Origin of the sequence: Mariniradius sediminis (assembly GCF_021491425.1) — a bacterium.
In the GTDB taxonomy this organism is placed as follows: domain Bacteria; phylum Bacteroidota; class Bacteroidia; order Cytophagales; family Cyclobacteriaceae; genus Mariniradius; species Mariniradius saccharolyticus.
Map to the genome: position 1 here is coordinate 200,939 of NZ_JAKEVZ010000007.1, position 22,451 is coordinate 223,389.

At 47.3% G+C, this 22,451-nt stretch carries 23 protein-coding genes; 7 read left to right on the top strand and 16 right to left on the bottom strand.

The window, feature by feature from the left end; all coding sequences use genetic code 11:
* Positions 1-38: 38 nt before the first annotated feature.
* Entirely contained in the window at positions 39-1,397 is a 1,359-nt protein-coding gene (locus L0U89_RS10870) for a M24 family metallopeptidase (RefSeq protein WP_234861545.1), read from the top strand.
* A gap of 25 nt (positions 1,398-1,422) precedes the next feature.
* Here the strand turns inward: L0U89_RS10870 and L0U89_RS10875 are convergent, their stop codons facing one another.
* The 15 genes from L0U89_RS10875 to L0U89_RS10945 all read right to left on the bottom strand — a co-directional run bounded on the left by L0U89_RS10875 (position 1,423) and on the right by L0U89_RS10945 (position 16,534).
* Positions 1,423-2,166, bottom strand: a complete 744-nt coding sequence (locus L0U89_RS10875; RefSeq protein WP_369413247.1) for a lysoplasmalogenase family protein — start codon at positions 2,164-2,166, stop codon at positions 1,423-1,425.
* Between the two features lie 158 nt (positions 2,167-2,324).
* Positions 2,325-3,506, bottom strand: a complete 1,182-nt coding sequence (locus L0U89_RS10880; RefSeq protein WP_234861546.1) for an MFS transporter — start codon at positions 3,504-3,506, stop codon at positions 2,325-2,327.
* 37 nt (positions 3,507-3,543) lie between these two features.
* Positions 3,544-4,645 (bottom strand): peptide chain release factor 2 gene (gene prfB, locus L0U89_RS10885; RefSeq protein WP_157198396.1). Its coding sequence is split into 2 segments (ribosomal slippage): positions 3,544-4,584 and positions 4,586-4,645, totalling 1,101 coding nucleotides; the frame shifts between segments, so codons are not numbered across the junction.
* A gap of 62 nt (positions 4,646-4,707) precedes the next feature.
* Positions 4,708-5,235, bottom strand: coding sequence for a hypothetical protein (locus tag L0U89_RS10890; RefSeq protein ID WP_234861547.1), 528 nt, complete (start codon positions 5,233-5,235; stop codon positions 4,708-4,710).
* An 80-nt stretch (positions 5,236-5,315) separates the two neighbouring features.
* Positions 5,316-6,383, bottom strand: a complete 1,068-nt coding sequence (locus L0U89_RS10895; RefSeq protein ID WP_234861548.1) for a branched-chain amino acid aminotransferase — start codon at positions 6,381-6,383, stop codon at positions 5,316-5,318.
* A 4-nt stretch (positions 6,384-6,387) separates the two neighbouring features.
* Positions 6,388-6,936, bottom strand: coding sequence for a cob(I)yrinic acid a,c-diamide adenosyltransferase (locus L0U89_RS10900; RefSeq protein WP_234861549.1), 549 nt, complete (start codon positions 6,934-6,936; stop codon positions 6,388-6,390).
* Between the two features lie 76 nt (positions 6,937-7,012).
* On the bottom strand, positions 7,013-7,735 hold the full coding sequence (locus tag L0U89_RS10905; protein ID WP_255777880.1) for an ABC transporter ATP-binding protein: 723 nt from the start codon (positions 7,733-7,735) through the stop codon (positions 7,013-7,015).
* A 66-nt stretch (positions 7,736-7,801) separates the two neighbouring features.
* A complete protein-coding gene (locus L0U89_RS10910) occupies positions 7,802-10,612 on the bottom strand; it encodes a hypothetical protein (RefSeq protein WP_234861550.1) in 2,811 nt (936 codons plus the stop codon).
* Complete coding sequence (gene gatC, locus L0U89_RS10915) at positions 10,612-10,899, bottom strand: Asp-tRNA(Asn)/Glu-tRNA(Gln) amidotransferase subunit GatC (RefSeq protein ID WP_234861551.1); 288 nt, start codon at positions 10,897-10,899, stop codon at positions 10,612-10,614. The genes L0U89_RS10910 and gatC overlap by 1 nt, the downstream gene beginning before the upstream one ends.
* Positions 10,889-11,659 carry a lysophospholipid acyltransferase family protein gene (locus L0U89_RS10920; RefSeq protein WP_234861552.1) on the bottom strand — a complete coding sequence of 257 codons (771 nt, stop codon included), beginning with the start codon at positions 11,657-11,659 and terminating at the stop codon, positions 10,889-10,891. The genes gatC and L0U89_RS10920 overlap by 11 nt, the downstream gene beginning before the upstream one ends.
* A gap of 4 nt (positions 11,660-11,663) precedes the next feature.
* Positions 11,664-12,029 (bottom strand): globin domain-containing protein, encoded by a 366-nt coding sequence (locus L0U89_RS10925; RefSeq protein WP_234861553.1) that lies wholly within the window; start codon positions 12,027-12,029, stop codon positions 11,664-11,666.
* 449 nt (positions 12,030-12,478) lie between these two features.
* Entirely contained in the window at positions 12,479-12,925 is a 447-nt protein-coding gene (gene tnpA / locus L0U89_RS10930; protein WP_234861554.1) for an IS200/IS605 family transposase, read from the bottom strand.
* A 345-nt stretch (positions 12,926-13,270) separates the two neighbouring features.
* The gene (locus L0U89_RS10935) at positions 13,271-13,867 is read right to left on the bottom strand and encodes a porin family protein (protein ID WP_234861555.1); all 597 of its coding nucleotides are present in this window, start codon (positions 13,865-13,867) and stop codon (positions 13,271-13,273) included.
* A gap of 544 nt (positions 13,868-14,411) precedes the next feature.
* On the bottom strand, positions 14,412-15,572 hold the full coding sequence (locus L0U89_RS10940; protein ID WP_234861556.1) for a methionine adenosyltransferase: 1,161 nt from the start codon (positions 15,570-15,572) through the stop codon (positions 14,412-14,414).
* A gap of 215 nt (positions 15,573-15,787) precedes the next feature.
* Positions 15,788-16,534 carry a hypothetical protein gene (locus L0U89_RS10945; RefSeq protein ID WP_234861557.1) on the bottom strand — a complete coding sequence of 249 codons (747 nt, stop codon included), beginning with the start codon at positions 16,532-16,534 and terminating at the stop codon, positions 15,788-15,790.
* A 56-nt stretch (positions 16,535-16,590) separates the two neighbouring features.
* Here L0U89_RS10945 and L0U89_RS10950 point away from each other — a divergent pair, with 56 nt between their 5' ends.
* From L0U89_RS10950 to L0U89_RS10965, 4 genes are all read left to right on the top strand, one after another.
* Positions 16,591-17,172: a Crp/Fnr family transcriptional regulator gene (locus L0U89_RS10950; RefSeq protein WP_234861558.1), complete on the top strand. Its 582-nt coding sequence runs from the start codon at positions 16,591-16,593 to the stop codon at positions 17,170-17,172.
* 81 nt (positions 17,173-17,253) lie between these two features.
* The gene (locus tag L0U89_RS10955; RefSeq protein ID WP_234861559.1) at positions 17,254-17,775 is read left to right on the top strand and encodes a DinB family protein; all 522 of its coding nucleotides are present in this window, start codon (positions 17,254-17,256) and stop codon (positions 17,773-17,775) included.
* Between the two features lie 19 nt (positions 17,776-17,794).
* Positions 17,795-18,535 (top strand): 3-keto-alpha-glucoside-1,2-lyase-like domain-containing protein, encoded by a 741-nt coding sequence (locus L0U89_RS10960; protein ID WP_234861560.1) that lies wholly within the window; start codon positions 17,795-17,797, stop codon positions 18,533-18,535.
* A gap of 18 nt (positions 18,536-18,553) precedes the next feature.
* Positions 18,554-19,228 carry a hypothetical protein gene (locus L0U89_RS10965; RefSeq protein ID WP_234861561.1) on the top strand — a complete coding sequence of 225 codons (675 nt, stop codon included), beginning with the start codon at positions 18,554-18,556 and terminating at the stop codon, positions 19,226-19,228.
* A 96-nt stretch (positions 19,229-19,324) separates the two neighbouring features.
* Here L0U89_RS10965 and L0U89_RS10970 read toward each other — a convergent pair whose 3' ends face one another.
* Entirely contained in the window at positions 19,325-20,224 is a 900-nt protein-coding gene (locus L0U89_RS10970) for a helix-turn-helix domain-containing protein (RefSeq protein WP_234861562.1), read from the bottom strand.
* 148 nt (positions 20,225-20,372) lie between these two features.
* Between L0U89_RS10970 and L0U89_RS10975 the strand changes: the two genes are divergently transcribed.
* On the top strand, positions 20,373-20,822 hold the full coding sequence (locus L0U89_RS10975; RefSeq protein ID WP_234861563.1) for a nuclear transport factor 2 family protein: 450 nt from the start codon (positions 20,373-20,375) through the stop codon (positions 20,820-20,822).
* 20 nt (positions 20,823-20,842) lie between these two features.
* A complete protein-coding gene (locus tag L0U89_RS10980; RefSeq protein ID WP_234861564.1) occupies positions 20,843-22,450 on the top strand; it encodes a carboxylesterase/lipase family protein in 1,608 nt (535 codons plus the stop codon).
* The last annotated feature ends 1 nt before the right edge of the window (position 22,451 follow it).

Sequence of the window (22,451 nt, forward strand, 5' to 3'; positions counted from 1 at the left end):
GTCGGATTGCCTATTTTGAAGCATCTAGACAAAACGTTATGAAATTCAAACTCTTGATTTTTGCTGCATTGTTCATGCTGTTTGGGCATGCCTTTGCCCAACATCCCCATATCCTAACCCAGAGAGAACAGGCGGCGGTCATAGATCGCTGGTTGGATGAGCGGATTACGACGCTGTTGCCTGGGCTAATGGACAGGGCTGGTATAGACATGTGGGTCATCATTTCCCGCGAGTACAATGAGGATCCTGTTATCAAGACTTTTCTCCCCGCCACATGGCATGCGGCACGCCGCCGGACCATGCTTTTGTTGTACAAAGCCCCAAATTCCAATACCGTTGAGACTTTGGCGGTCGCCCGTTACGATGTAGGCAAATCATTTAAGCGGGCTTGGGACCCTGATTCCCAACCCGACCAGTGGAAGCAATTGGCTGAGCTGATCACGGCTCGTAAGCCTCAGAAGATCGGTTTGAATTTTGCCAAGGACTTTGGTCATGCCGATGGGTTGAACCTCACGGAGTACAACAACCTTTTGGCGTATTTGCCGAAGGATTACCATCAAAAAGTTGTATCAGCACAGAATCTGGCAGTAGGATGGCTCGAAACCCGCACACCCTCTGAAATGGCCACTTATCGTCATTTGCAAGAAATTGCACAAGATATCATTTCCGAGGGGCTGTCTGAAGCTGTAATCACCCCAGGAGTAACCACCACGGAAGATGTGGTTTGGTGGTATCGCGAGCGTATCAAAGAACTTAAATTGGACACTTGGTTTCATCCTTCGGTGGATATCCAAAGGGCCGATCCAAGTTCCCAAGAGCATTTGAGGTCGTTTGCAGTCAAGGCAGCAACTGAGGTCATCATGCCTGGAGATGTGCTTCATATTGATTTTGGGATCACTTATCTCCGTTTGAATACAGATACACAGCAGCTCGCCTACGTCTTGAGACCCGGTGAGGACGAGGTCCCACAGTACCTTCACGATGCGTTCAAAGTCGGCAACAGGTTGCAGGATATACTCACTTCCCAATTTGTTACTGGGAGGACTGGAAATCAAATATTGAGGGAGGCACGCAAAATTATGGATGCAGAAGGCATCAAGGGCAGCATTTACTCACATCCGCTTGGTACACACGGACATGCTTCCGGACCTACCATCGGCATGTGGGATAATCAGGGCGATACTCCCGGTGCGGGCGATTATCCCCTTTACCCAAACACTGCCTATGCGATCGAGTTGAATGCGGTGGTTTTTGTAAAAGAATGGAACAAGGAACTTCGCGTTATGCTGGAAGAAGGGGCCTTTTTTGATGGAGAGAAAGTAACCTATTTCAATGGAAGACAGCGGGAAATGATGACGATACCAAGAAAAACATCCTTTTTGAAAAACCAGGATTGAAAAAAGTCGAAAATTGGAAAAACCCCTACCGGAAGATCGAAGTCTGGTAGGAGTTTTTTGCCACGTTGTCCTGGATTTGGATCAATATGCCGTTGGTAACAAGAAAATGGGCCATTGAATACAGCACAATAGTGGAGGCATAAAGCAGTAAATTGGTCGAATAGAAGTCGATTGCCGTAAGTGATGCGCTCATGATGAACAGGAATGCCCCTGAAAAAACCGATATGAAGCTTTTCTTGCTCACATAGAATCTTCTCGAAAGCGCCAACAAAAAAACCGTATCGGCGAAAATGGCATATATCAGACTTGGTGTGAACAATTCATTTGTTTGCCTTAGGATATGATAGGTATAGCCAATCAAGACAATTCCGATGATAATTTCTGGTAACCTTTGACTAAGTGAAATCGGAGCTAAACGCTTGCCCATCCGCATCGAATGAATGTAGAGTAACCCATAACTGGTCTGTGCTGCTACGAAAGTACAAATCCCCAAGGTCTTGAAAAGACTTCTTTCCACGTCCATCAGCATCAGGAAATCCCCGAAGAAAGAAAAGGAAGTAGCCACAAGGGTCAGCGGCATCAGCATGTCTTGGTTTTTTCTGAAATTCTTTGCAAGACCAAAAATCAATATCGGTAGCGTCGTAAGATTGAAAAAAATAAAAGCCGGATTTTTATCTAAAAGAATGAATACCACTGTCACGAAGACAGAGGCGAAATAAACTATTGAAAACTTTTTACTCCAAAGAATCATATTGTTTCCAAGCTTCATCGGCTGAAATTACGATTCTTTTCAAATTTGTTGAAGTGAAGAATTCAAAAAAATGAAATATACTTTTATGTAATGTATATTTTAATTTTTTATTCGATTTTTTCCTTAGTCCCAGTGGGGATTTATGATGATTTTGCCATGTACTATCAAAAAATCGGTCAAAAATCGAAGAATAGGCATTTTTTGCCTTTTGGAATCAGGAACAATAGAAAAAAGGCCAAACCCGCTGTCACTGCCCCAACTCCAAAAGCCAAAGGGAAGTTCTCGGCCTTGTTGGAATGCACAATGGCTGAAAGGAACGCGCCGATACCGATTCCCGATTCCAGCGCAATGTACATCGTCGCCAAGGCTCTGCCGCGGAATTGATCCAACGAAAGATCGATTGTCCAAGCGGAGATCGTAGGTGAGTTCATCCCGACTGCCGCGCCAAAAATCACCCCACCCAGTAAGAATGTCAGCTTCGTATCTGCAAACCCAATCATCAGCATGGAAACAACCATTGAAAAAGTAGCTACTTTCATTACCGGAATCCTGCCATATTTGTCGGATGTCCTCCCCGCCACGACCCTGATACCCAAAGACGAGAGTGTAAACACGGCGAAAAACAATCCTTTGTTGGCAATGCCCAAATGCTCCGAAAAATCCGGCGTGATCGTCAACACGATCCCAAAAGAAAACACGGCGAGAAATAAAATCAACGAAGGGGTCAATACACGTTTTTCGATGATTTCGTGGCGATTGAGACGGAGCAAGCCGGGCCGGAACGGTTTCTTGTCCGTAACGGTTTCCTTCAGCCTGACCAAAATCAATATTGAAAGTATGGAAGTTGCTGCCGAAGCATAGAACAAAGGCTGGATTCCCCAGATCGAACCGATATAGCCACCCAGGGCTGGACCTGCGGCCATTCCCAAAGAACCAAACAGGGATTGGATGCCCATGGCTTCACCTCGCCTTTGAAATGGAACTATGTCTGCTACATAGGCGGATGTCCCTGTCGGTGTGAAACCGGTACTAAACCCATGCAAAAACCTCAAGAACAAAAATCCAGATACCGTCGCGAGTACAGGATACAATAGACTGGAGAAAAATGAAACCAACGCACCAAAGACCATCACGGGAATCCTCCCGATTTTGTCGGCCAATTTCCCACTGAATGGTCGCGATAACCCTGCTGATACCGTAAAAAGCGCAATGATCAGCCCTTTGTACTCTTCTCCTCCCAACGACGACAGATAGGCGGGAAGCTCGGGGATAATCATATTGAAACTGGCGAAAAAAAGAAAAGAACTCAAACAGAGCAGCGCAAAGTCCAAAGTGAAAAAGCTGGGCAGGATGCGCATGTTTGAGTTCTTCCTTTAATTCAATCTGGTAGACCTGTCAATTTTGGTTGGCTTCTTCCTCACTCTGTGCCAGTAGGTATGCCTTAATGAAGTCGTTCAATTCTCCGTCCAGCACGCTTTGCACATCTGAAGTCTCGTAGCCGGTTCGGGCATCCTTGACAAGTTTGTAGGGATGGAGCACATAGTTGCGGATTTGCGAACCGAAGTCGATTTTCATTTTCGACGATTCGATCTTGGCCCGTTCGGCATTTCGTTTTTCCATTTCCATTTGATAAAGCCTCGATTTCAACATCTGCATGGCTTTTTCCCGGTTGGCCAATTGGGAACGTTCTACCTGGCAAACGACCACGATGCCAGTGGGCTTGTGCGTCAGCTGCACCTTGGTCTCGACTTTGTTCACATTTTGACCTCCAGCACCACCCGAACGGGAAGTATGGAAATCGATGTCCGCAGGATTGATGTTGATTTCTATGGTGTCGTCCACCTCAGGATACACATATACTGATGCGAATGACGTATGTCTTCTGCCATTGCTGTCAAACGGGGAAACACGTACCAAACGATGCACGCCGATTTCGGATTTCAAGAAACCGTAGGCCAATGGACCTTCGAATTCCAAGGTCACAGACTTGATACCAGCAACTTCACCTTCTTGGAAATCGACTTCCTTAACTTTGTAGCCGTTTTTCTCACCCCACATGATGTACATTCTCATGAGCATCGAAGCCCAATCGTTGCTTTCCGTGCCACCGGCACCGGGGTTGATTTCCATCACGGCGCTGAGTTGGTCTTCCTCACTGCTGAGCATTTTTTTAAGCTCGAGCTCCTCCACTTCTTTAAGCGCCTTTTTGTATTCGGCCTTGATTTCCTCTTCGGTCACTTCCTCGGCGGAATAGAACTCAAACAGCACGTCCAAGTCTTGGATGGCCTTGTCCACGGATTCGTATGCAGTAGTCCAGCCTTTTCGGACTTGGATCTGTTTCATGATTTTCTCCGCTTCAGCAGCATCGTTCCAGAAATCCGGCTGCGAAGAAACCGCCTCCAAATCGTCTATTTCAGCTTTCTTCTTATCGTAGTCAAAGATACCTCCTCAAAGCCGAAACGCGGGCTTTCAAGTCTTTCAACTGTTCTGATGTCATAAAATGATTGATTTTTTTGAGGTGCAAAAGTCGGCAAAATTTGTTTCTAAACCTATTCCGAATCAATTCCCATAGAGAATCACCGCTTGGATTTTGTTTTTACCCTTGTGCTTGAATGTTTTGTATTGCATTTTGGAAATGACAAATCCTCCCACGATCAGTCCGCCGGAAAGCGGCAAGAGATCGCTCGCTTGGGAAAGGTCACCCTGCTGGTATAGACTGTTGATTGTGGTTGTGAGCAGCAAAATTGCCCCGGCACCCATCCCCAGGTAGGCCATGTTCCTGACGGTGGCGTTCCTTGGATCTTTATTCCTGATGTCAATGGCTGTGATGTCGGCAGGACGCAGTACATTTTCCTTCAATACCACCAAATCGGGCTGGATGTCCACAATTACGTCAGTGATGAAAAAGTCAAACTTTGTGGACTTGTAGCTGATCTCTTCCCCAATTTCAAAAGTCAGCCTTGACTTTTCCTTGGCACCATGCTGCAGCAACAGGAATCTTTTCGATTCTTCTTGCGCAAACGTCCGCAGGCACAAAAGGCAAAGCGAAACCAACAACAGGAGCAAAGGCCGAACAGCAAGCGCCATGATTCTGGGATTTTTATTGGGAAGATGGGTGAATATAAAAAAGAAAAGGCCACCCAAAAGCGGATGGCCATGTAGATTTTCTAGACTTTTATGATCCACCCACGTGAGTCTTCCTCTTTTCCGTACTTGATATTATCGAGTGTTTCCAAAACCCGGTACGAAAATGCATCCGCTGGTTTGGAAGGCAATACGTAGTCCGTACCGTAGATGTTGATCTTGTAAATCTGGGCGATCGTGGCGGCGGTTCCGGTCCCGAAAGCTTCTTGCAGGGTATTTTGCTGGATCGCTTTTTCCAATTCTTCCACGCTGAGGAATCGTTCTTCAACCTGCATTCCCCAATCCCGCGCAATCTTCAGCACAGAATCTCGTGTGATTCCTTTCAGGATTGTTCCGGTGTGCGTAGGCGCTGTAATGAGGGTATTGTTGATGATAAACATCACGTTCATGGTACCGCTTTCCTCGATGAATTGGTGGGTTTTGCCATCTGTCCACAGCAATTGCTCGTAACCTTGTCTCTGTGCCAAAAGGGCTGGATAGAGGGACGCAGCGTAGTTTCCGGCCGCTTTTGCAGCACCTGTACCTCCTTCAACTGCGCGGGTGTAATGTTGTTCGACTTTCACTGCCACCGGCTTGGAATAGTAGTGTCCAACGGGGCAGGTGAAGATCATGAATTTGTATTTCTCAGATGGCTTCACGCCGATGTAGTCATCGGTTGCAAAGATGAAAGGACGAATGTAGAGCGAGTACCCAGGCTTATTTGGAATCCAATTCCGATCCAAATCCAACAATTGCAGCAGGCCTTCCATAAATATCTCCTCGGGAAGCTCGGGTATGCACATGCGTGCAGCAGATTCGTTGAGACGTTTTTGGTTGGCGTCAGCCCTGAACAGCAGGATTTCGCCGTTGTCGTTTTTGTATGCTTTCATTCCCTCAAAAATGGATTGGCCATAATGGAGGGTAGCGTTCGCAGGATTCAGGGAGAGCGGTGCGTAGGGCTCAATGCGGAGATCGGTCCACTCGCCATTCACATAATCGGCCACAAACATGTGGTCACTGATGACTTTGCCAAAAACCAAATTGTCAAAATCGGTTTCGTGGATTCTGGAATGGTCGGTCTTTTTGACCTCGATCTGTAAGGTTGTTTTCATGGTATTATAGTCTTGGCTTCCAAGTCACTTCTTCGACTCCCAAATCTTGGGCGATGAGACGACCAAGTACAAAAAGGTAATCAGAAAGCCTGTTTAAATATTTCACAATAATCTCGTCCACGTGTTCCGTTTCCATCAGATCGATGACACAGCGCTCGGTTCGTCTGCAAACGGTACGCGCGATGTGGCAAAAGGACACGATTTGATGGCCTCCCGGAAGAATAAAATGTCTCAAAGCCGGAAGTTGGGATTCCATGGTGTCGATTTCTTTTTCGAGCAATTCCAAATCCTCTTCGTGGAGGTCGGGCCGCTTCACATTCTCCTTGCCGGGCTCTGTAGCCAAAGTCGCCCCAATCGTGAACAGACGGTCCTGAACTTCCTTCAATACGGCCTCCCTTGGTTTGTTGATTTCCTGGTCGCGCAGCAAGCCAATGTAGCTGTTCAGCTCATCGACCGTCCCGTAGGCATCGATTCGTCTGTCAGATTTGGAAACACGTCTTCCTCCCAAAAGCGAGGTTTTTCCGGTATCGCCGGTTTTGGTATAAATTTTCATAAGAAAATTGTCCCCTTGGATCCTTTTCAACGGGGTCGGTAAAAATAACACATAGGAGCCAAAATTCCTGCATGGATTATTCCACCGGAACCAAGGCCTTGCCGCGGGTCGGATTGGGGTTAAGTGTATCGGATTCGACAAGCCCGTCCCGAAGGCGTACCACGCGGTGTGCATAGTGCGCGATGTCGTCTTCGTGGGTTACCATGATGATGGTATTTCCTTTTTGGTGCAGCTCGTGGAAAAGCTCCATGATGCCGTGTGAAGTCTTGGAATCCAAGTTTCCGGTAGGTTCGTCAGCCAATATGATGCTGGGATTGTTGACCAAGGCCCGCGCTATGGCGACCCTTTGCCTTTGACCACCCGAAAGTTCGTTGGGTTTGTGGCCAACGCGGTCTGCAAGTCCCACGTTTTTCAACGCCTGAAAAGCCATTTCGGTACGGTCGGATTTGTTGTATCCCGCATAAATGAGCGGTAGGGCTACATTGTCCAGGCAACTCGCACGGGGCAACAGGTTGAAGGTCTGGAAAACGAAGCCGATTTCTTTGTTGCGGACCTCAGCCAATTCGTTTTCTGTCATGTCACTGACGTCCTTGCCGTTCAGTACATAGGTGCCCGTCGTGGGTGAGTCAAGGCAGCCAATGATATTCATCAGGGTGGATTTGCCGGACCCCGAAGGACCCATGAAAGCCACGTATTCACCTTTGTTGACGATGATGGATATGGATTTCAAGGCTTGAACCAGCTCTTCACCCATGCGGTAGGTTTTGCTGATGTTGATGGTTTCGATAATCTTTTTCATTCGAAATAAACGGTTGTTAAATAGTTGGTCCTCAAAAACAATAATTCCAAATTACGGAAAAAGTTATCATAAGTTTTCCATCTGAAGCCTTTCAATTTGTGAAATTGTCAGCCACCCCTGCATTTCCACCAAGACACTGCTGCCGTAGTTGTCCATGCCGATTTTCCTGCTTTGCTTCACAAACATGATCCAAAGCTTCGGGTCTTTGTTGAATTGGATGGCATCCTGCAAGATTTCATATTTCCGCAGTTCATCGGGCTCTTGGCTGATTTTCTTCATGACCAAAGGCGTCCAATAGGCATTTCTTTCCAAACCCAAATCCGGGCGGAATAGCTTGGCAATTTTCTCACCCGGGCTTTCGGCATTTTCATCCTTGACGAAAGCATACCATGCATCCAGATCGCTTTCCGTCCAGGTGGAATTCGGGGCAGTCATGATGAAGTCCTTTACCTTTCCAAAGTCAGCTTCACTCAGCCAATGCATTTTGTGCAGCAGGACCAAATAGGCGAATTCTGCCTTCAGGGAAGGGTTTTCGATCAGGTCAAAGCCGACTAGGAAATCCTCTGGCATTTGACGGTGAAGCATTGACAATACTTCAAAATAGCGCACCTTGTCGTTTGCTAGCAATTGCCCGGACTCATTCCATTGCATCCATTCGGGAAAGGGGATTCCACGCTTCTCCTTGATTGCCAAAGCAAGTGGTCCTTTACCTGCGAAATACATCACCGCCAAATGTTGCGGCTGAAAAGTCTGATATCCTTTTTCGAAAGCGATTTCCAAATCCACCGCGGCCTTCTCAAAATCGAGCTGTGAAATCAAAACATTTCCTGCTATCCCGTGATAGTATCCTGCTGACTGCGGAAACTGCTGCGAAATCCCGTTAAGGTATTTCAGGGATTCGTTGATATGGTTGTCAGCAAGGCTGCGAATCACCCTTGTTTCGCGGTATTCCAATTCCTCGAAGCTCATTTGCGGCTGCGCGATCAGACTATCCATCAAAGCCAAATCTGGTTCCAGTGCACGGGAAGCATGGTTGGACCATTGGTTTCTGAGGAGTGAATTTTTCAATATTTGGTTGTCGGGAAGTGACTCCGTGTCAAGGTTGGTTTCACTGAGGTTTCCCTGTAGATTCTGGGTGGCAAGGTAATTGACCTGTGTCACCAAATCCTTGGAAGGCCTTTCAATGATTTGGTCCAGCTTGCTATGCTTTGCCCGCAGCGCCAGCAGGTTTGCTTCTGCCGTGACATTGCGGGATTCCATGTTTTCCAACAGGCTGATCGCATCATCGGCTTTACCGGCGCGGGATTGAAGCAAGGCGAGGTTGTTGATGAGAAAGGGATTGTTTGGAAAAAACTTCAGTCCTTCCTGCAGGTAGAAGATTGCGGCGGGAAGTTTTTCTTGTTGGAAGAGCTTGGACGCCAAGAACAGAATGTTCGGGACATTTGGCACAAAATCAAAGCTTTGTGTCAGGTTTTCCATGCCCAGGGAGGATTGATTCAACCCAAAGCGAAGGTGTGCGGCGGCGTTTTTTGCCTTGTCGTTTTTGCGGTAGAGTTCCCAGGAGTTTTCGTAAAGGATCGCCGCTTCCAAGGGTTTTTCCACTTGATAGTAATAATCCGCGGCAATGTTCGTGTTGGCAGCGGAAAGCTGCACGCCGATGACGGCTTCCGCAAAAATGACCATCACCACCAGGCCCATGATTGCACCGATCCGCATGTGGAAATAGGCGAAGAACTTGGGCTTGAATAGGACCTTGTCTACGTCCTTTCCCGAATTGAGTACATCGGAGAAATTCGCAAAAAGGTACAGCGAGAACAGCACGCTCAAAACGATCTGGGAATACAGGAAAAGATGGGTCAAGAATTCGTACAAGGGCTGGTTGCCGTTGAATTGGGCATAGGCCCAGGTCCAAAGTACCATCGCAAACCCGGTCCAATAGAAGGCTTCCCCAATCGCAGGGTGGCCATAGGCTTGCTGGCTTTGCTCGATTTTCAACTTGATCACCCAATGCCCAATCACCCCACAAAACAACATCAACAAACCGGGCATTACGGTCGGGAAGGGGAGGTTGATGCTGCCCATTTGGCTCAGGAGCGTAAACAATACCAAGAGGAAATAAAGAAAAGCTACCAACAGGATATGCCAGGAAATTTTGATGCCGGTTCCTTTGTTCAAGCGGATCAGGAACACGCTGGTTCCCGCCACAAACACGTATCCGATATGCAGGAGAAAAAGCCCTCCGCTGATGGCTGCGATGAAGGATGCGTTTTCCGCCAACCAAAGCACGGGATCACTGATCGGGGAAAGTCTGATCAAAGAAAAAAGCGTGATTGCCGTAGTGATCAAAAGCAGGCCAAACCGCCTCCAAATTCCCCATTGAACTGCATAGAAAGCGAGTGCTACGGTCGGTAGCAGCGTACCGGCCAATAGGGCGATCAGGGCATAATTGCTGGAGATGGCCCCGATATTGAGTCCATTGACCCCGCTGAAAGCAAACAAGAGCATTGTTGCTCCGGCTGCAGCAATGAAATAATTCCGCTTCAAGGTACTGATCAAACTCAGGCCAATGACAAAAAGCAGCCATGCGATCGCTCCGTAGACTTTTCCAACGAGCGGAAATCTAGATGGACTCAGGGATTCAAATTGCTGAAAGACGAGGAAATTGTCCATTTCCACTGCAAACAACTCACCACCGAGTGATGATAGCTTGATGGGGACACTGATGGCCTCCTTGAAAATTCCGGGGACAATTGGCAGAATGCTGTCCCCCCAAAAGAATACGGACCACAAAAAGCAGAGCCCACCCAAGCTTACTAAAGTCAGCAGAAGGCCTTTTATCCAAACAAATTCCCGGGTAGTCGAAGACTGATTTGGCATTATTCGAGCACCTTTGGAACCCTGAAATAGTCAGCATCCCGCTGTGGGGCATTTTTGAGTCCAGCCTCATGGGAAAGATGCTCCCCCGTCACGTCCTCCCGCATCACATTGACCTCGGAAGACATGGTGGTCAGCGGCTCGACGCCGGTAGTGTCGACCTCGTTGAGTTGCTCCACCCAATCCAGGATTTGGGTCATGTCTTTTTTCATTTTTTCGGCACCTTCGGCATCGAATTCCAGCCTGGCCAAATGCGAGATCTTCTTGATGGTATCTAAGTCAATTTTCATGGGATTTGACAGGAGTTTTGTCAGTTTCCAGCAGGTGGTTGTCCGCCCAAATCTGGTTTTGAATGATTTCGTAGCACTTTTCCCTCAGTTCGGGCAAGTCTTTGTGGGTTTTTCCCTTGGTGTCCAAGGGCTCATGGATGACGATTTTCCCAGCTTTGAAGTTGAGGAGTAGCCTGCCATCATCGGGTAAAATTAAATGATTGTAGGATAAGGTGACAGGAATGAGCGGGATTTGTTTGTCGATGGCCAGCGTGAAAGCGCCGTCCTTGAAGCGGTTCATGTGTGGAGGTTTGCCGGTTGTAATTCCTCCCTCGGGAAAAATCACAATGCTGCTGCCCTTGTCGATCGCCCTTTTGGCGCGGATGAGTACTTCGCCGCGGCTCTTGACGCTCGAGCGGTTGACGGCGATATGGAGTTTTTTGAAATAGTACCCAAACAGTGGCACTTTCATGATGGAGCTTTTACCGACAAAGACCACATCTCCGGGGATAAAACCCATCATCGGAATGTCGATATAGGAAAAATGGTTGGCGGCAAATACATAAGCCTGACCTTTGCGGATATGGTTTTTCCCTTCGATTCGGATCGGCATGAAGATCAGGAAAAAGTAAGCCGTGGCCCAGAATTGGTTGATTTGGCGCCCATACCGTTCCCAACCAGGTACCCAAATACAGACCAATAACAAGGGGAACATGGCCAAAAATGAAACCACAAACAACAAGCCTGCATAGATGGTGTAGATTCTTCTCAGGATCAGCATAGGCTTATTGGTTGACCATATGGTTGGCGACTTTGACAAAATAGGCTATCAATGCTTCACGGATTTCGGTGTCCATGTCGATTTGGTCGATGCTGTTCAGCATGCAGTCCAGCCAGATGTTGCGCATATTCCCGTCGATGGGCCATTGGAAATGCCTGCGGCGCAGCATGGGATGGCCTCTTTGCTCCAGGTACGTATGCGGTCCGCCGAAAACATGGCTCAGGAACCAAAATAGCCTTTCCTCCGCGGGGGCCAGATCTTCAGGATACAGCTTCCGCAGTTCGGGCTTCAGCCCAACATGCCGGTAAAAATGCCGGACCAAATCCCGCACCTTTTCTTCTCCCAAAGCTTCATAGATATTGACTTCCATCGCAAATCATCGGTGGCTGCAAAGGAAAGCAGAATCCCAAAAAATCAAAAGGCTATTGAAAATATCCTGTTCGATGGACGAGTGTTATTGTTGGAGTCCGAGGTATCAGGAGAGATCAAATAGGGTGTTTGTGTTGTTTTTTGATTTGTTCGACCCCTTTGGGGTCGTTGGGGAATCGAATCGGGTCCGTTTTTCCCATGGGTTTCACCCATGGCTATTGAGAGGTTTGACCCTTTCAGGGTCATTTTTTTAGTCGAATGACTTTTCGACAAATCATCTTTAAGTTCGATTTCATGGGTTTTGTGGATCTGATTTTTTGTTTGTTATAGGTATGAATGACCACGAAGTGGTCTAACCTTTCAATAGCCCCCGGTTGCACCGGGGGATTGGGGAACGTTCGCGGTATGGAAACAACCCCAACGGGGTTGAACGATTTCCGAAATCAATTTTTACAGCAAATACTTCGGGTCAAACCCAATTTCATGTTCTTCCAACAAAGCCATGTATTCATCCAAAAAGGTGACCTTTTGGTGATGATCTTCCTGATTTTTGATGTATTGGATCAATCGGTCTTTTGATTTGATTGATTCTGAAAAGGCGCCGTATCCGTCTTGCCAGCCTTTGAAACTTGAAAAAACCGCCTCTCTCATGATGAAATCGCTGCTAGCCAGCTTGATGTCCTTGACCAAGGCTGCAATTAAAATGGTAGTATTGACATGGGTTAGAATATGGATATGGTCCTGCATGCAATTGATCCGATAGAGATGGCAGTTTTTGTTGGTGAGCAGATGGTGAATAAAAGCCAAAAGTCTTTTTTTCTCAGAAAGGGCAATAGTGGGTTCCCGGTTCTTCGTGGCAAAAACGATGTGGTAGATTAATTGGGAGTAGGTGCTCACAGCTTATCGTATTCGGATGATTGACAGCATGGAATTTAGTCTTTTTTTAGAATGTATCAAATAGTTCGACCCCTTTGGGGTCGTTGGGATCGGAACGGTGTGATGCGTTCCACGGGCGGCGGCCCGTGGCTATTGAGAGGTTCGACCCTTTTAGGGTCATTCTTACCTTTACCGCCTTGTTTCGATCAATGATGACGGAGTGGTCCAACTTTTCTATACCTGTCCGCGGTGGCGTGGCCCTCGGTGGTTTTGAAAATTATTGGGATGGGGGAACGTGAAATTCAATGGGATGGCACCAAACCCGTCCAGACACCCAATTCCACGCTCCGTGATGCCGAAAGGCCGCTAGAAACTCTTGCCAATTGAAAGCTTAAATCCTCTATTGAATTCGGTACTGCTATCCGACGTGATATTCGTGAGACCATGTTCATAGGTGAGCTGTACATTGAATCCCAACCCCATATTCGCCCCTAACCCGACAATACCTGCTAGATCGAAAGTATTGTATGAATCCCGTAGGACTTCCCTTTCATCGACTATTTTGTCGCCGTTTGACCGGATCACTCGAACGGAATTTAACAAGAATGAGGGTTGGGCGCCAAACAATAGAAAGACTGACTTTGATGCGTTGTATTTGACCAAAAGCGGGATATCCAAATAGCTGTTTCGGCTCCTTACGGAGGCTGGTAGGCCAACAAAACTGATTTCTGAGCCCTTGGTAGACCATTGAAGTCCCGGTTCAAAAGTGAATTTTCCCTCCATCGGGACTTGATAGTATCCCCCAATATGGTATCCCACTACAAAAGCATTGGGTTCGAAACTATCCCCACCCACCGTAGTGAAGCTCGGGCCAAACCTCAGGCCAAATTGCGGGGATTGTGCCTCTGCTGCTGCGATTAGGATGATGCAAAGGAAATTAGCAATCAAGAGTCTTTTTATCATCTCAGATATGTTTTAGCTGTACGCCTAAAGTAATTGGTTTCGGTTGAAAAAAAATGTTAGATCCCGAAAGTTTTTAGGATGTAATCTCAAACCCAGATTTAAGGGATTTCCAATCCTGGATTATTACTTTTTTTGAAATTGCATTCCGATCTTAGAACCGAAACGAGTCACCTCGGAACCGACACGTGTCAGCAAAAAGCCGACACGGGTTACCTCAGAACCGACACGAGTCAGCAACAAACCGACACGAGTCACCTCAGAACCAACACGAGTCGGTAACAAGCTAACACGAGTCGCCTTAGAACCGACACGAATAGGAAAAAAGCCGACAGGAGTCGCCTCGGAACCGACATGTGTCAGCAAAGTGCCGACACGGGTCAGCAAAAAGCCAACATGAGTCACCCCAGAGCCGACACGAGTCAGCTCCAAACCGAAGTGAGTCGACAAAAAGGGAACATAGGTCGATCTATAGCTTGTGGAAAATAGCCCAACGACTTACTAGATTGAACCAGTAACAGCAGCAAATGGAAAAATAGGTTTGCCCTTATTTGTCTGCCAACACAATCCTTTTCCAAAAATGCGGCAGGAGGCCGAGGTAGTCCATCACAAAGGCCTCGATTTTTGAGCGGAAGGCGCTGCGGTTTTGGAGTTTGATTTGGATGCTTTGGGGTTGGGTGATGGGCTTCCCGATTTGGGAAACCAAAAATACTTCTGCGGCGTCCCCGAAGCCCTGCGCCACCAATTCCCGGGCGAGTTCGAAGGCAAAGTGGTTGTAGATTTTGCCGACATGGCTGATGGGGTTTTTCCCGGCTGATGCCTCCAAACTCATGGGCCGGAACGGCGTGATGAGTCCATTGACCCGGTTGCCGCGACCGACTTGGCCGTCGTCGCCGTTTTCCGCGCTGGTACCTGAGACGGTCAGGTAGATGTTTTCCTGTGGGTAATTGTCCGCGGTATTGACAAAAACTTGTGCGGGGTCGAGGCCAAATCTCCCCGCCACGCTGCTGCGAATCGAATTGATTTTTTCCACATAATCCCCGATATCGGCGATAAACCTGTCTACCATCGCCACTGCGACGGTGAACTGCGCCTCGCCCTGATGCCTGACCCCCATCACTTTGATGTCCTCACCGATATAAGGGAAAAGCGACTTCGTCTCCGGGCTATTCAGAAAAAGCTCGATTTCCAGCACCTTTTTCTCCAAATCCGAAAAAGGGTAATAGCCCACGCCAAAAGAAGTATCGTTGGCAAGGGGAATCTCACCTGATCCGAAGCGTTTGAAGAGCGCCACCAACTCGCTGCTGCCGGGGCGGATTTTGGGGATGATGCGGATATCTTTTTCTACATCCAAAAACCGCAGGTGGGAGGAGATGCATTTCTTGGCAGCCGCCACCGCCAATTCGTCCACAGGGATTTTTTCTCCATTGACCAAAGAAGTAGCCCTTCCCGCAAGAAAAAGCTCAATGGGCTCCAGGATTTTCCCTCCCTTGTACTTGGGCGCGGATGCGCCGCCGACCAAAAGCGCCTTATCCACATTGTAATGGAAAACGCTGCCAAAATGCTCCAGATAGTAAGTTGACAGTGCCTTGGAAACCGATTCCACTACATCATCACAAAGTGTGTCCGGATGCCCAAGGCCTTTGCGTTCGGCCATTTCTTGGCTTGGATAGGGCGCGAGGTCCTGGATTTCTATGGCACTTTTCATTTTCTGAATCGCTTAAAACGTGTCCCCTTGTCCTTTGGAATTGGCGAGGGAAAATGGGTCCGATTATTTTCAAAAAGTTAGGAAAAATGAGGGATTATTTGGTGGGAAAGTAGGAATTCTATCCCGCTGATGTCTTCACTTTTGGATACGCGGTGATTTTGTTGCTGGCACCAATTGCCCAAGATTTTTGAGCTTCAGACTTGATAAAACATGCTTTAGCGCTGCGTCGCGTTCAGGCTTTGTTCACCAGGGCTGATTCGAGCATAGTCCGTCTGTTTTGTAAAATACTCCAAGACCAGCACCAAGAGCATGGACACTGTAAACGCGACTTTCTGCATGATGGCCAGCAAACCCCAATCCCCCAATCCGTAGAGGAACAGGGTGAAGTAGAAAATGAGCATAGACAGGATGCAGAAGATTTTGATCAGATGGAGCTTGGTCTTCAGGGTAAACACCGTGATGTAGAATATCCCGAGCATGGCCAGCGTGCTTGATATCGTTACCATCATATCGTGGAGGGGAGTGGCAATCAGGAAGGTGAATAGGATATTGGAGATGCCGACGATCTTCAGGACTTTTTCTCCATGATTGTTGGAAATCTTATTGGACATATTGATAAAGAATATGCCATAGCCAAGCGCATGGAATGCAATCCCGATAATCGCCCAAATTCTTCCAGGGTTTTCCTTCCCATTGAGGGCATTGTCCTGGAATAGGTTGGTGATGAAGTTTTTTGTCCAATCAAACCCTTCTGAATCCATATCGAGTAGGGAACCACCGGGATACAGCGCTGCCGCGATACCTATCAAAGACACTGAAATCACAATGCAAATCAGAACCGCGTGATTTTTGATGATTTGTCCCATGTTTGCCGTGGCAGTCTTTGTTGGTTTGAAGCCGATACGCCCAAATATCGGAAATTTGTGGAATTCCTTTTTCAGGAGATGTTGTTCATTGTTCAAGCCTTTGGGAATGTTTAAATTCACCAAAATCAGACAAGCTTGTTTACTTTTACGATATGTCAACCGCCCCCTTGATCCGGCATTTGGAAAGTTTTATTCCGCTTTCGCAAGACGAAAAAGCCCTGTTTGAAGGGCGATTTGCGGAAATGAAGGTCAAGCGCCGGGAAAAAATCCTCGTCGCGGGGGAAGTCTGTAGGTATTATTATTTTATCATCTCAGGCTGTTTTAGGCTGTTTGGGGTGGATGACAAAGGCTTTGAACACAATATCCAATTTGCGGCGGAAAATGATTGGATTGCAGACGTCGGCAGTTTTTATACCCAAAAACCCAGCCTGATGGGCATCGAATCCTTGGCACAATCGGAAGTCCTTCGAATTGCCCAGCGGGATTTGTTCGATCTATTCAACCTTGTACCCAAGCTCAACCGCATTTTTAAGGTGATGATTGATCTCAAATACATTGAGCTTCAAAACAGGGTCCTGCAAAATTTCAGTTCCACCGCCGAGCAACGGTATTTGGCTTTTTTGGAACAATATCCCCAGCTCAAAAACCGCCTTCCCAACACCCAAATCGCTTCCTACATCGGCATCACACCGGAGTTTTTGAGTAAAATCAGAAAGGATCTGAGGAACAGCTAGGGGAATTTCTTAAGGTAGTTTAAGGGTGTTGATGGGCAAGATCACCCAACTTTGTCCCCACAATCATCAACAAACAACACCATGAAAATTCTGCTATCCATCCTAACTCTTGTTGTCATGAATACTTTCGTACAGGCACAGTCTCCAATCGAAGAAATGGTTAAAGATTGGGAACGCGCCAAAGCTTACACCAAAGAGTACCTTGATGCCATGCCTGCTGACAAATACGGCTACAAACCAACCCCGGAAATTCGGTCCTTTGCCCAGCAGATGCTGCACCTGACCGATGCCAATTATGGTTTTGCTTCGGCAGCAACGGGGGTGCCGAGTCCGGTTGGCTTCGGCGAATCCGAAAAGTCCACGGACCAATCCAAAGAAAATGTGACCAAGCTCGTGATGGCTGGTTATGATTTTGTAATCAACAGCATCAAAACCATGTCACCCGCCCAACTTAACGAGGTCACAACCCTCTTTGGAAGATTCGAAATGAGCAAGGGAAAAGCCTTGGAAAAGTGTTTTGAGCATCAGACCCACCATAGGGGACAGACGACGATTTACCTGAGATTGGTAGGGGTGACGCCTCCAAATGAGAAGCTATTCTAAACTTTTTTTGAATTCGAGCATGAAAGGATATACCATTGGGCTGTTATTGGCATGGATTGCGCTGGTCGTAGATGCCCAGCAGCTTCAATTCAAAAACAAGGAGTTTGAACTTCACAATGTCACGGGAGAGGTGGTCAGGTTCCAAGGCAAAAAAGTGCTTCGTATCGAACGGGACTTGAATGCAATCCCCTTTGATTCCACCCGCGTGGAGGCTACGGTTGACGAGCCACATTATGCCCGTTTGATGGATTTGGATGACTTCGAAAACGGAACAATCGAAGTCAAAATGTACAGCCAATTGCAAGACCCTGCGCCGTATTCTGGCATTGCAGGTTTTATTGGGGTTTTCTTTAGGGTTCAAAAAGATGATTCCGCGTTTGAGAGTATCTATGTCCGGCCAAAGGTCGGCAAATCCGATAACCAAAGGCACAGAAACCATGCGGTACAGTATTTTTCATATCCCCATTATAAGTTTGACACCTTGCGAAAGATTGCCCCATTCCGCTACGAAGGCTCAGCCCCGGTGGCATTGAACGAGTGGATCACCATGCGCATCGAGGTCGATGGCGAAACTGCCGAGATGTTTATCAACGACATGAGGTATTCCTCCTTTATCGTGGACAAAATGCTCGGGACATCTAAGAAAGGATATGTGGGACTCTATGTCGATATTGGTACGATCGGATATTTCCGTGACTTGAAAGTGACAAAGAAAGCTTTGCAGGTCAGGAAGGCGGGCGAAAAGGTGAGTGATATATAAACTTATATTCTTAAAACAATGAATAAGATAAAGGTGGCTTTAATAGGTCTCTTCTCCCTGATTTATGGAACCCAGGCCCAAACCATAAGATTTGAGGGAAAAGAATTTGAAATCTCACATGTAAATGCCGCCGTGGTGCGACTGAACGGGGAAGAAGTACTCCGGCTCGAGCGGGATTTGGAAAATTATCCGATTGAAAGAGGGGTGGATGAACCTACGTTCGTCAAGCTTACTGATCTGGATCTGGAAAATGGAACTGTTGAGGTCAAAGTCCTCAGCCGATTATTGCCTGGGGCCCCCGCCTTTGCACGTGGGTTTATTGGCTTGGCTTTCCGGATTAGCCCTGACAATTCAGCCTACGAGTCGATTTATATCCGTCCGACCAATGGCCGGGCAGAGGATCAGATTCGTAGAAATCATTCGGTCCAATATTATGCCTATCCAGATTACAAATTTGACCGATTGCGGAAGGATTTTCCCGAGATGTTCGAAACCTACGCCGATATGGGATTGGATGAGTGGATCACCATGCGGATCGAGTTCCGGGACAAATCCGCCCGACTCTACCTCAACGACCAAGAGCAGCCTGCCTTATTGGTCAAAGAAATGCTCGGCGCCAGTACCAGGGGATCAATCGGACTTTGGGTGGAAGTGGGGACGGAGGGATTTTTCAAAGAGCTAAGAATCAATTAAGACTAAAAACACTTTCCATTGTTTTATAGAAAAAAACAGTTCGATGTCTTGGGATTTGAAGTAGCCCGCCCAAAGTCAATCTTTAATGTGATTCATTCAATTCACCGACTCCCGGTACTCCTTCGGCGACATGCCTACCTGCTGCTTGAAGAGTCGGGTAAAGTGCTGGGGATATTTGAACCCCAGGCCATAGGCAATCTCGCTGAGAGATAACATTGGATCGTGGATTTTTTCCTTGGCCACGTCAATCAGTTTCAGTTGGATGTATTCCAAGGCGGTTTTACCGGTTTCCTTTTTGATCAGATCGCCAAAATAATGCGGGGATAGATTTAGCTCGCCAGCGCAATAGGTGACCGATGGCAGTCCGACCGTTTGGGGTTTTTCGGAGGAAAAGTAATCTTGCAACAAGCCTTCAAAGCGTTCTAAAATCCCGCTGTTGGCTGATTCACGGGTGATAAACTGTCGGTCATAAAACCGCATGCAGTAGTTGAGCAAGAGTTCAATATTGTCTGCCAAAAGGGTCTTACTGTGCTTATCCACGGCATGATCGAGTTCATACTGGATCTTGGAAAAGCAGTCCAGCACCAATTGACGTTCACGTTCGGAGACATGAAGTGCCTCACTGACCTGATAGCTGAAAAACGTGTACTCATTGATCCGCTGTCCAAGCGAAGTGCCCTTGATCAAATCAGGATGGAATACCACGCCAAAACCTTTTGGCTGATAGAGTTCCTCTCCTCCGTCCGTCCCGAAAATCTGCCCGGGACCGATGAAAACCAAAGTACCCTCTTGGTAGTCGTAGGTGTTTTTGCCGTAGCGAAGATCACCGCAGACGACATCCTTCAGTATGACCAGGTAAAAGCCAAAATAGGTTTTGCGAAGCCTACGGGGATTGGCCTTGGAAAAATCAATCACTGACACAAGCGGATGCAGGGTCTTGTGATTGTTGAAGGCATTGTATTGGCTGACGGTCTCAAATCTTAGGATATCTTCCATGGCTGTAGCAGATGATGATTCAAAATTAACTACTTACAGGTCAAATTATTAGCGATTCAACTCAATCAGTGAAATTGGTAAGTAATCCTGTGTTTTGTATAAGTCGTGAATTCGTGAATCGAAGGATCTTTGAGAAATTAAAAAACCCATGAAAAAGCAACTCTTCGTATTTGCCCTGTTACTATTAAGCGCAAACCTCTCGTTTGCCCAATCTTCAACCGAGCAGGAAATCAAAAAACTATCCATGGACAAGTGGCAGTGGATGGCAGATAAGGACATCGCCAAACTCACTCCTTTGTTTCATCCTCAGGCAAAGTTTGTCCACATGAGCGGCACCTGGACGACACCTAGAGAACTCGAAATCATCGAAACCGGTAGCATTTGGTACAAGAAAGCAACTGTTCACGATACTGCTGTGGAAATAGTAGGAAATACGGCCATCGTCTGGAATCGGATTACACTCGAGTCGGTAGTTCGTGGAAATGACGCCAAGGTCGAATTTACTGTGACTGAAGTGTACCAAAAAGAAGGTTCAGCGTGGAAAATGCTAGCCTTGACCTTCAGCAGCGTGCGTGATACGCATCAGCTCGAGAAGTAGACAACCCCCAACTGAATTTCATGAAAAAGATTTTCCTCTTAAGCATATTGGCCATACTGTCCTTCACCTCTTTTGGACAAGGCCCCTTGGTTCAAACCAAATCCGGTAAAATCCAAGGAGTAATTGAAGAAGGTGTTTCCAGCTTCAAAGGGATTCCCTTTGCGGCGCCACCAGTCGGAGAATTCCGATGGAGACCGCCACAGCCAGTCAAAGCTTGGGAGGGAGTGAGAGATGCTACGAAGTATTGCGCGGATTGCCCGCAGCGAACTTGGCAAGGTTCTACAGCAGTTATCTCTGAAGATTGCCTTTACCTAAATGTGTGGACTCCTGCCAACGCAATGAAAGACTCGAAATTACCGGTGATGGTCTGGATTCACGGAGGCGGATTCACTGGTGGTAGCGGTTCGGGTCCAGGCTCGGCGGGAGATGCATTTGCGAAGCAGGGAGTTATTTTAGCCACGATCAATTACAGATTGGGACGCCTTGGACACTTTGCATTTCCAGCATTAAGCCAAGAACATTCGGAAGAAATGAAGGGCAGTTACGCCTACATGGATCAAATCGCTGCCCTCAAGTGGGTTCAGGAAAACATCTCTGCCTTCGGGGGAAATCCTGATAACGTGACCATTTTCGGTTTTTCGGCAGGTGGCGTATCGGTGCATTCACTTTTGAGCATCCCTGCGGCCAAAGGTCTTTTCCATAAAGCGATCAGCCATTCCGGTGGAGGACGTGACGGCGTATTGACAGGAAGGCCGATCGACAAAGAGAATGCGGATGCCCTATACGCGATCTCGGCAGAAACCATCGGGATCAACTTTGCCAAAAGGCATCAAATCAATGGAACAGATCAGGCTGCTTTGGCAAAACTTCGGGCCTTGCCTGTGGAAGCAATCGTGGATGGCGGACAGGAGGCAGACAGTCTGGGTAACCGAACCTACTCAGGCCCAATCCTCGATGGCAAATTGGTTGTAGAAACAGCCGAAACCGCCTATCTGGCAGGAAGGCAGGCACTTGTTCCGCTAATGATCGGGAATTGCAGTGCTGAAAATGGAGGGCCATTTGTCAATAACAGCACGAACAAAGAGGAACTCTTTTCCTTGTTCGGAGATCTTGCAACTGAAGCAAAAGCGGCCTTCGATCCGGATGGAACCAAAGAATTTGCGGAGGTCCTGACCAAGTTCAACACGGACTGGGTTTGGGGCGAGCCTGCACGGATGACAGCCAGGGAATTTGCGGAAAAAAGCCAGCCTGTTTACATGTTTCAATTTGGATATGTTCCAGTCGCAAACAGACAGCGGTCACCCTATGGTGCTGGTCACGGTTCGGATATCGCTTTTGCGTTCAATACCCTAAATGCCCGCTGGGGAGCAAATGGCGAAGCAACTCGTGAGGAAAAAGAACTGGCGAGGATCATGAATAATTATTGGACAAATTTTGCCAAAACAGGCAATCCCAATGGAGCCAATCTTCCTACCTGGCCTCAATATAAACTTCAAAAAGAAGAGATCTTGAATGTCGATTTGAATGGAGATGTCGCCAGCCAACCCGATCCCCGCAAAGCGAGATTTAATGTGATTGAAAAGGCATTTAAACAAAGAGAACGTTTACAACTACGTGGAGGCATTTAAT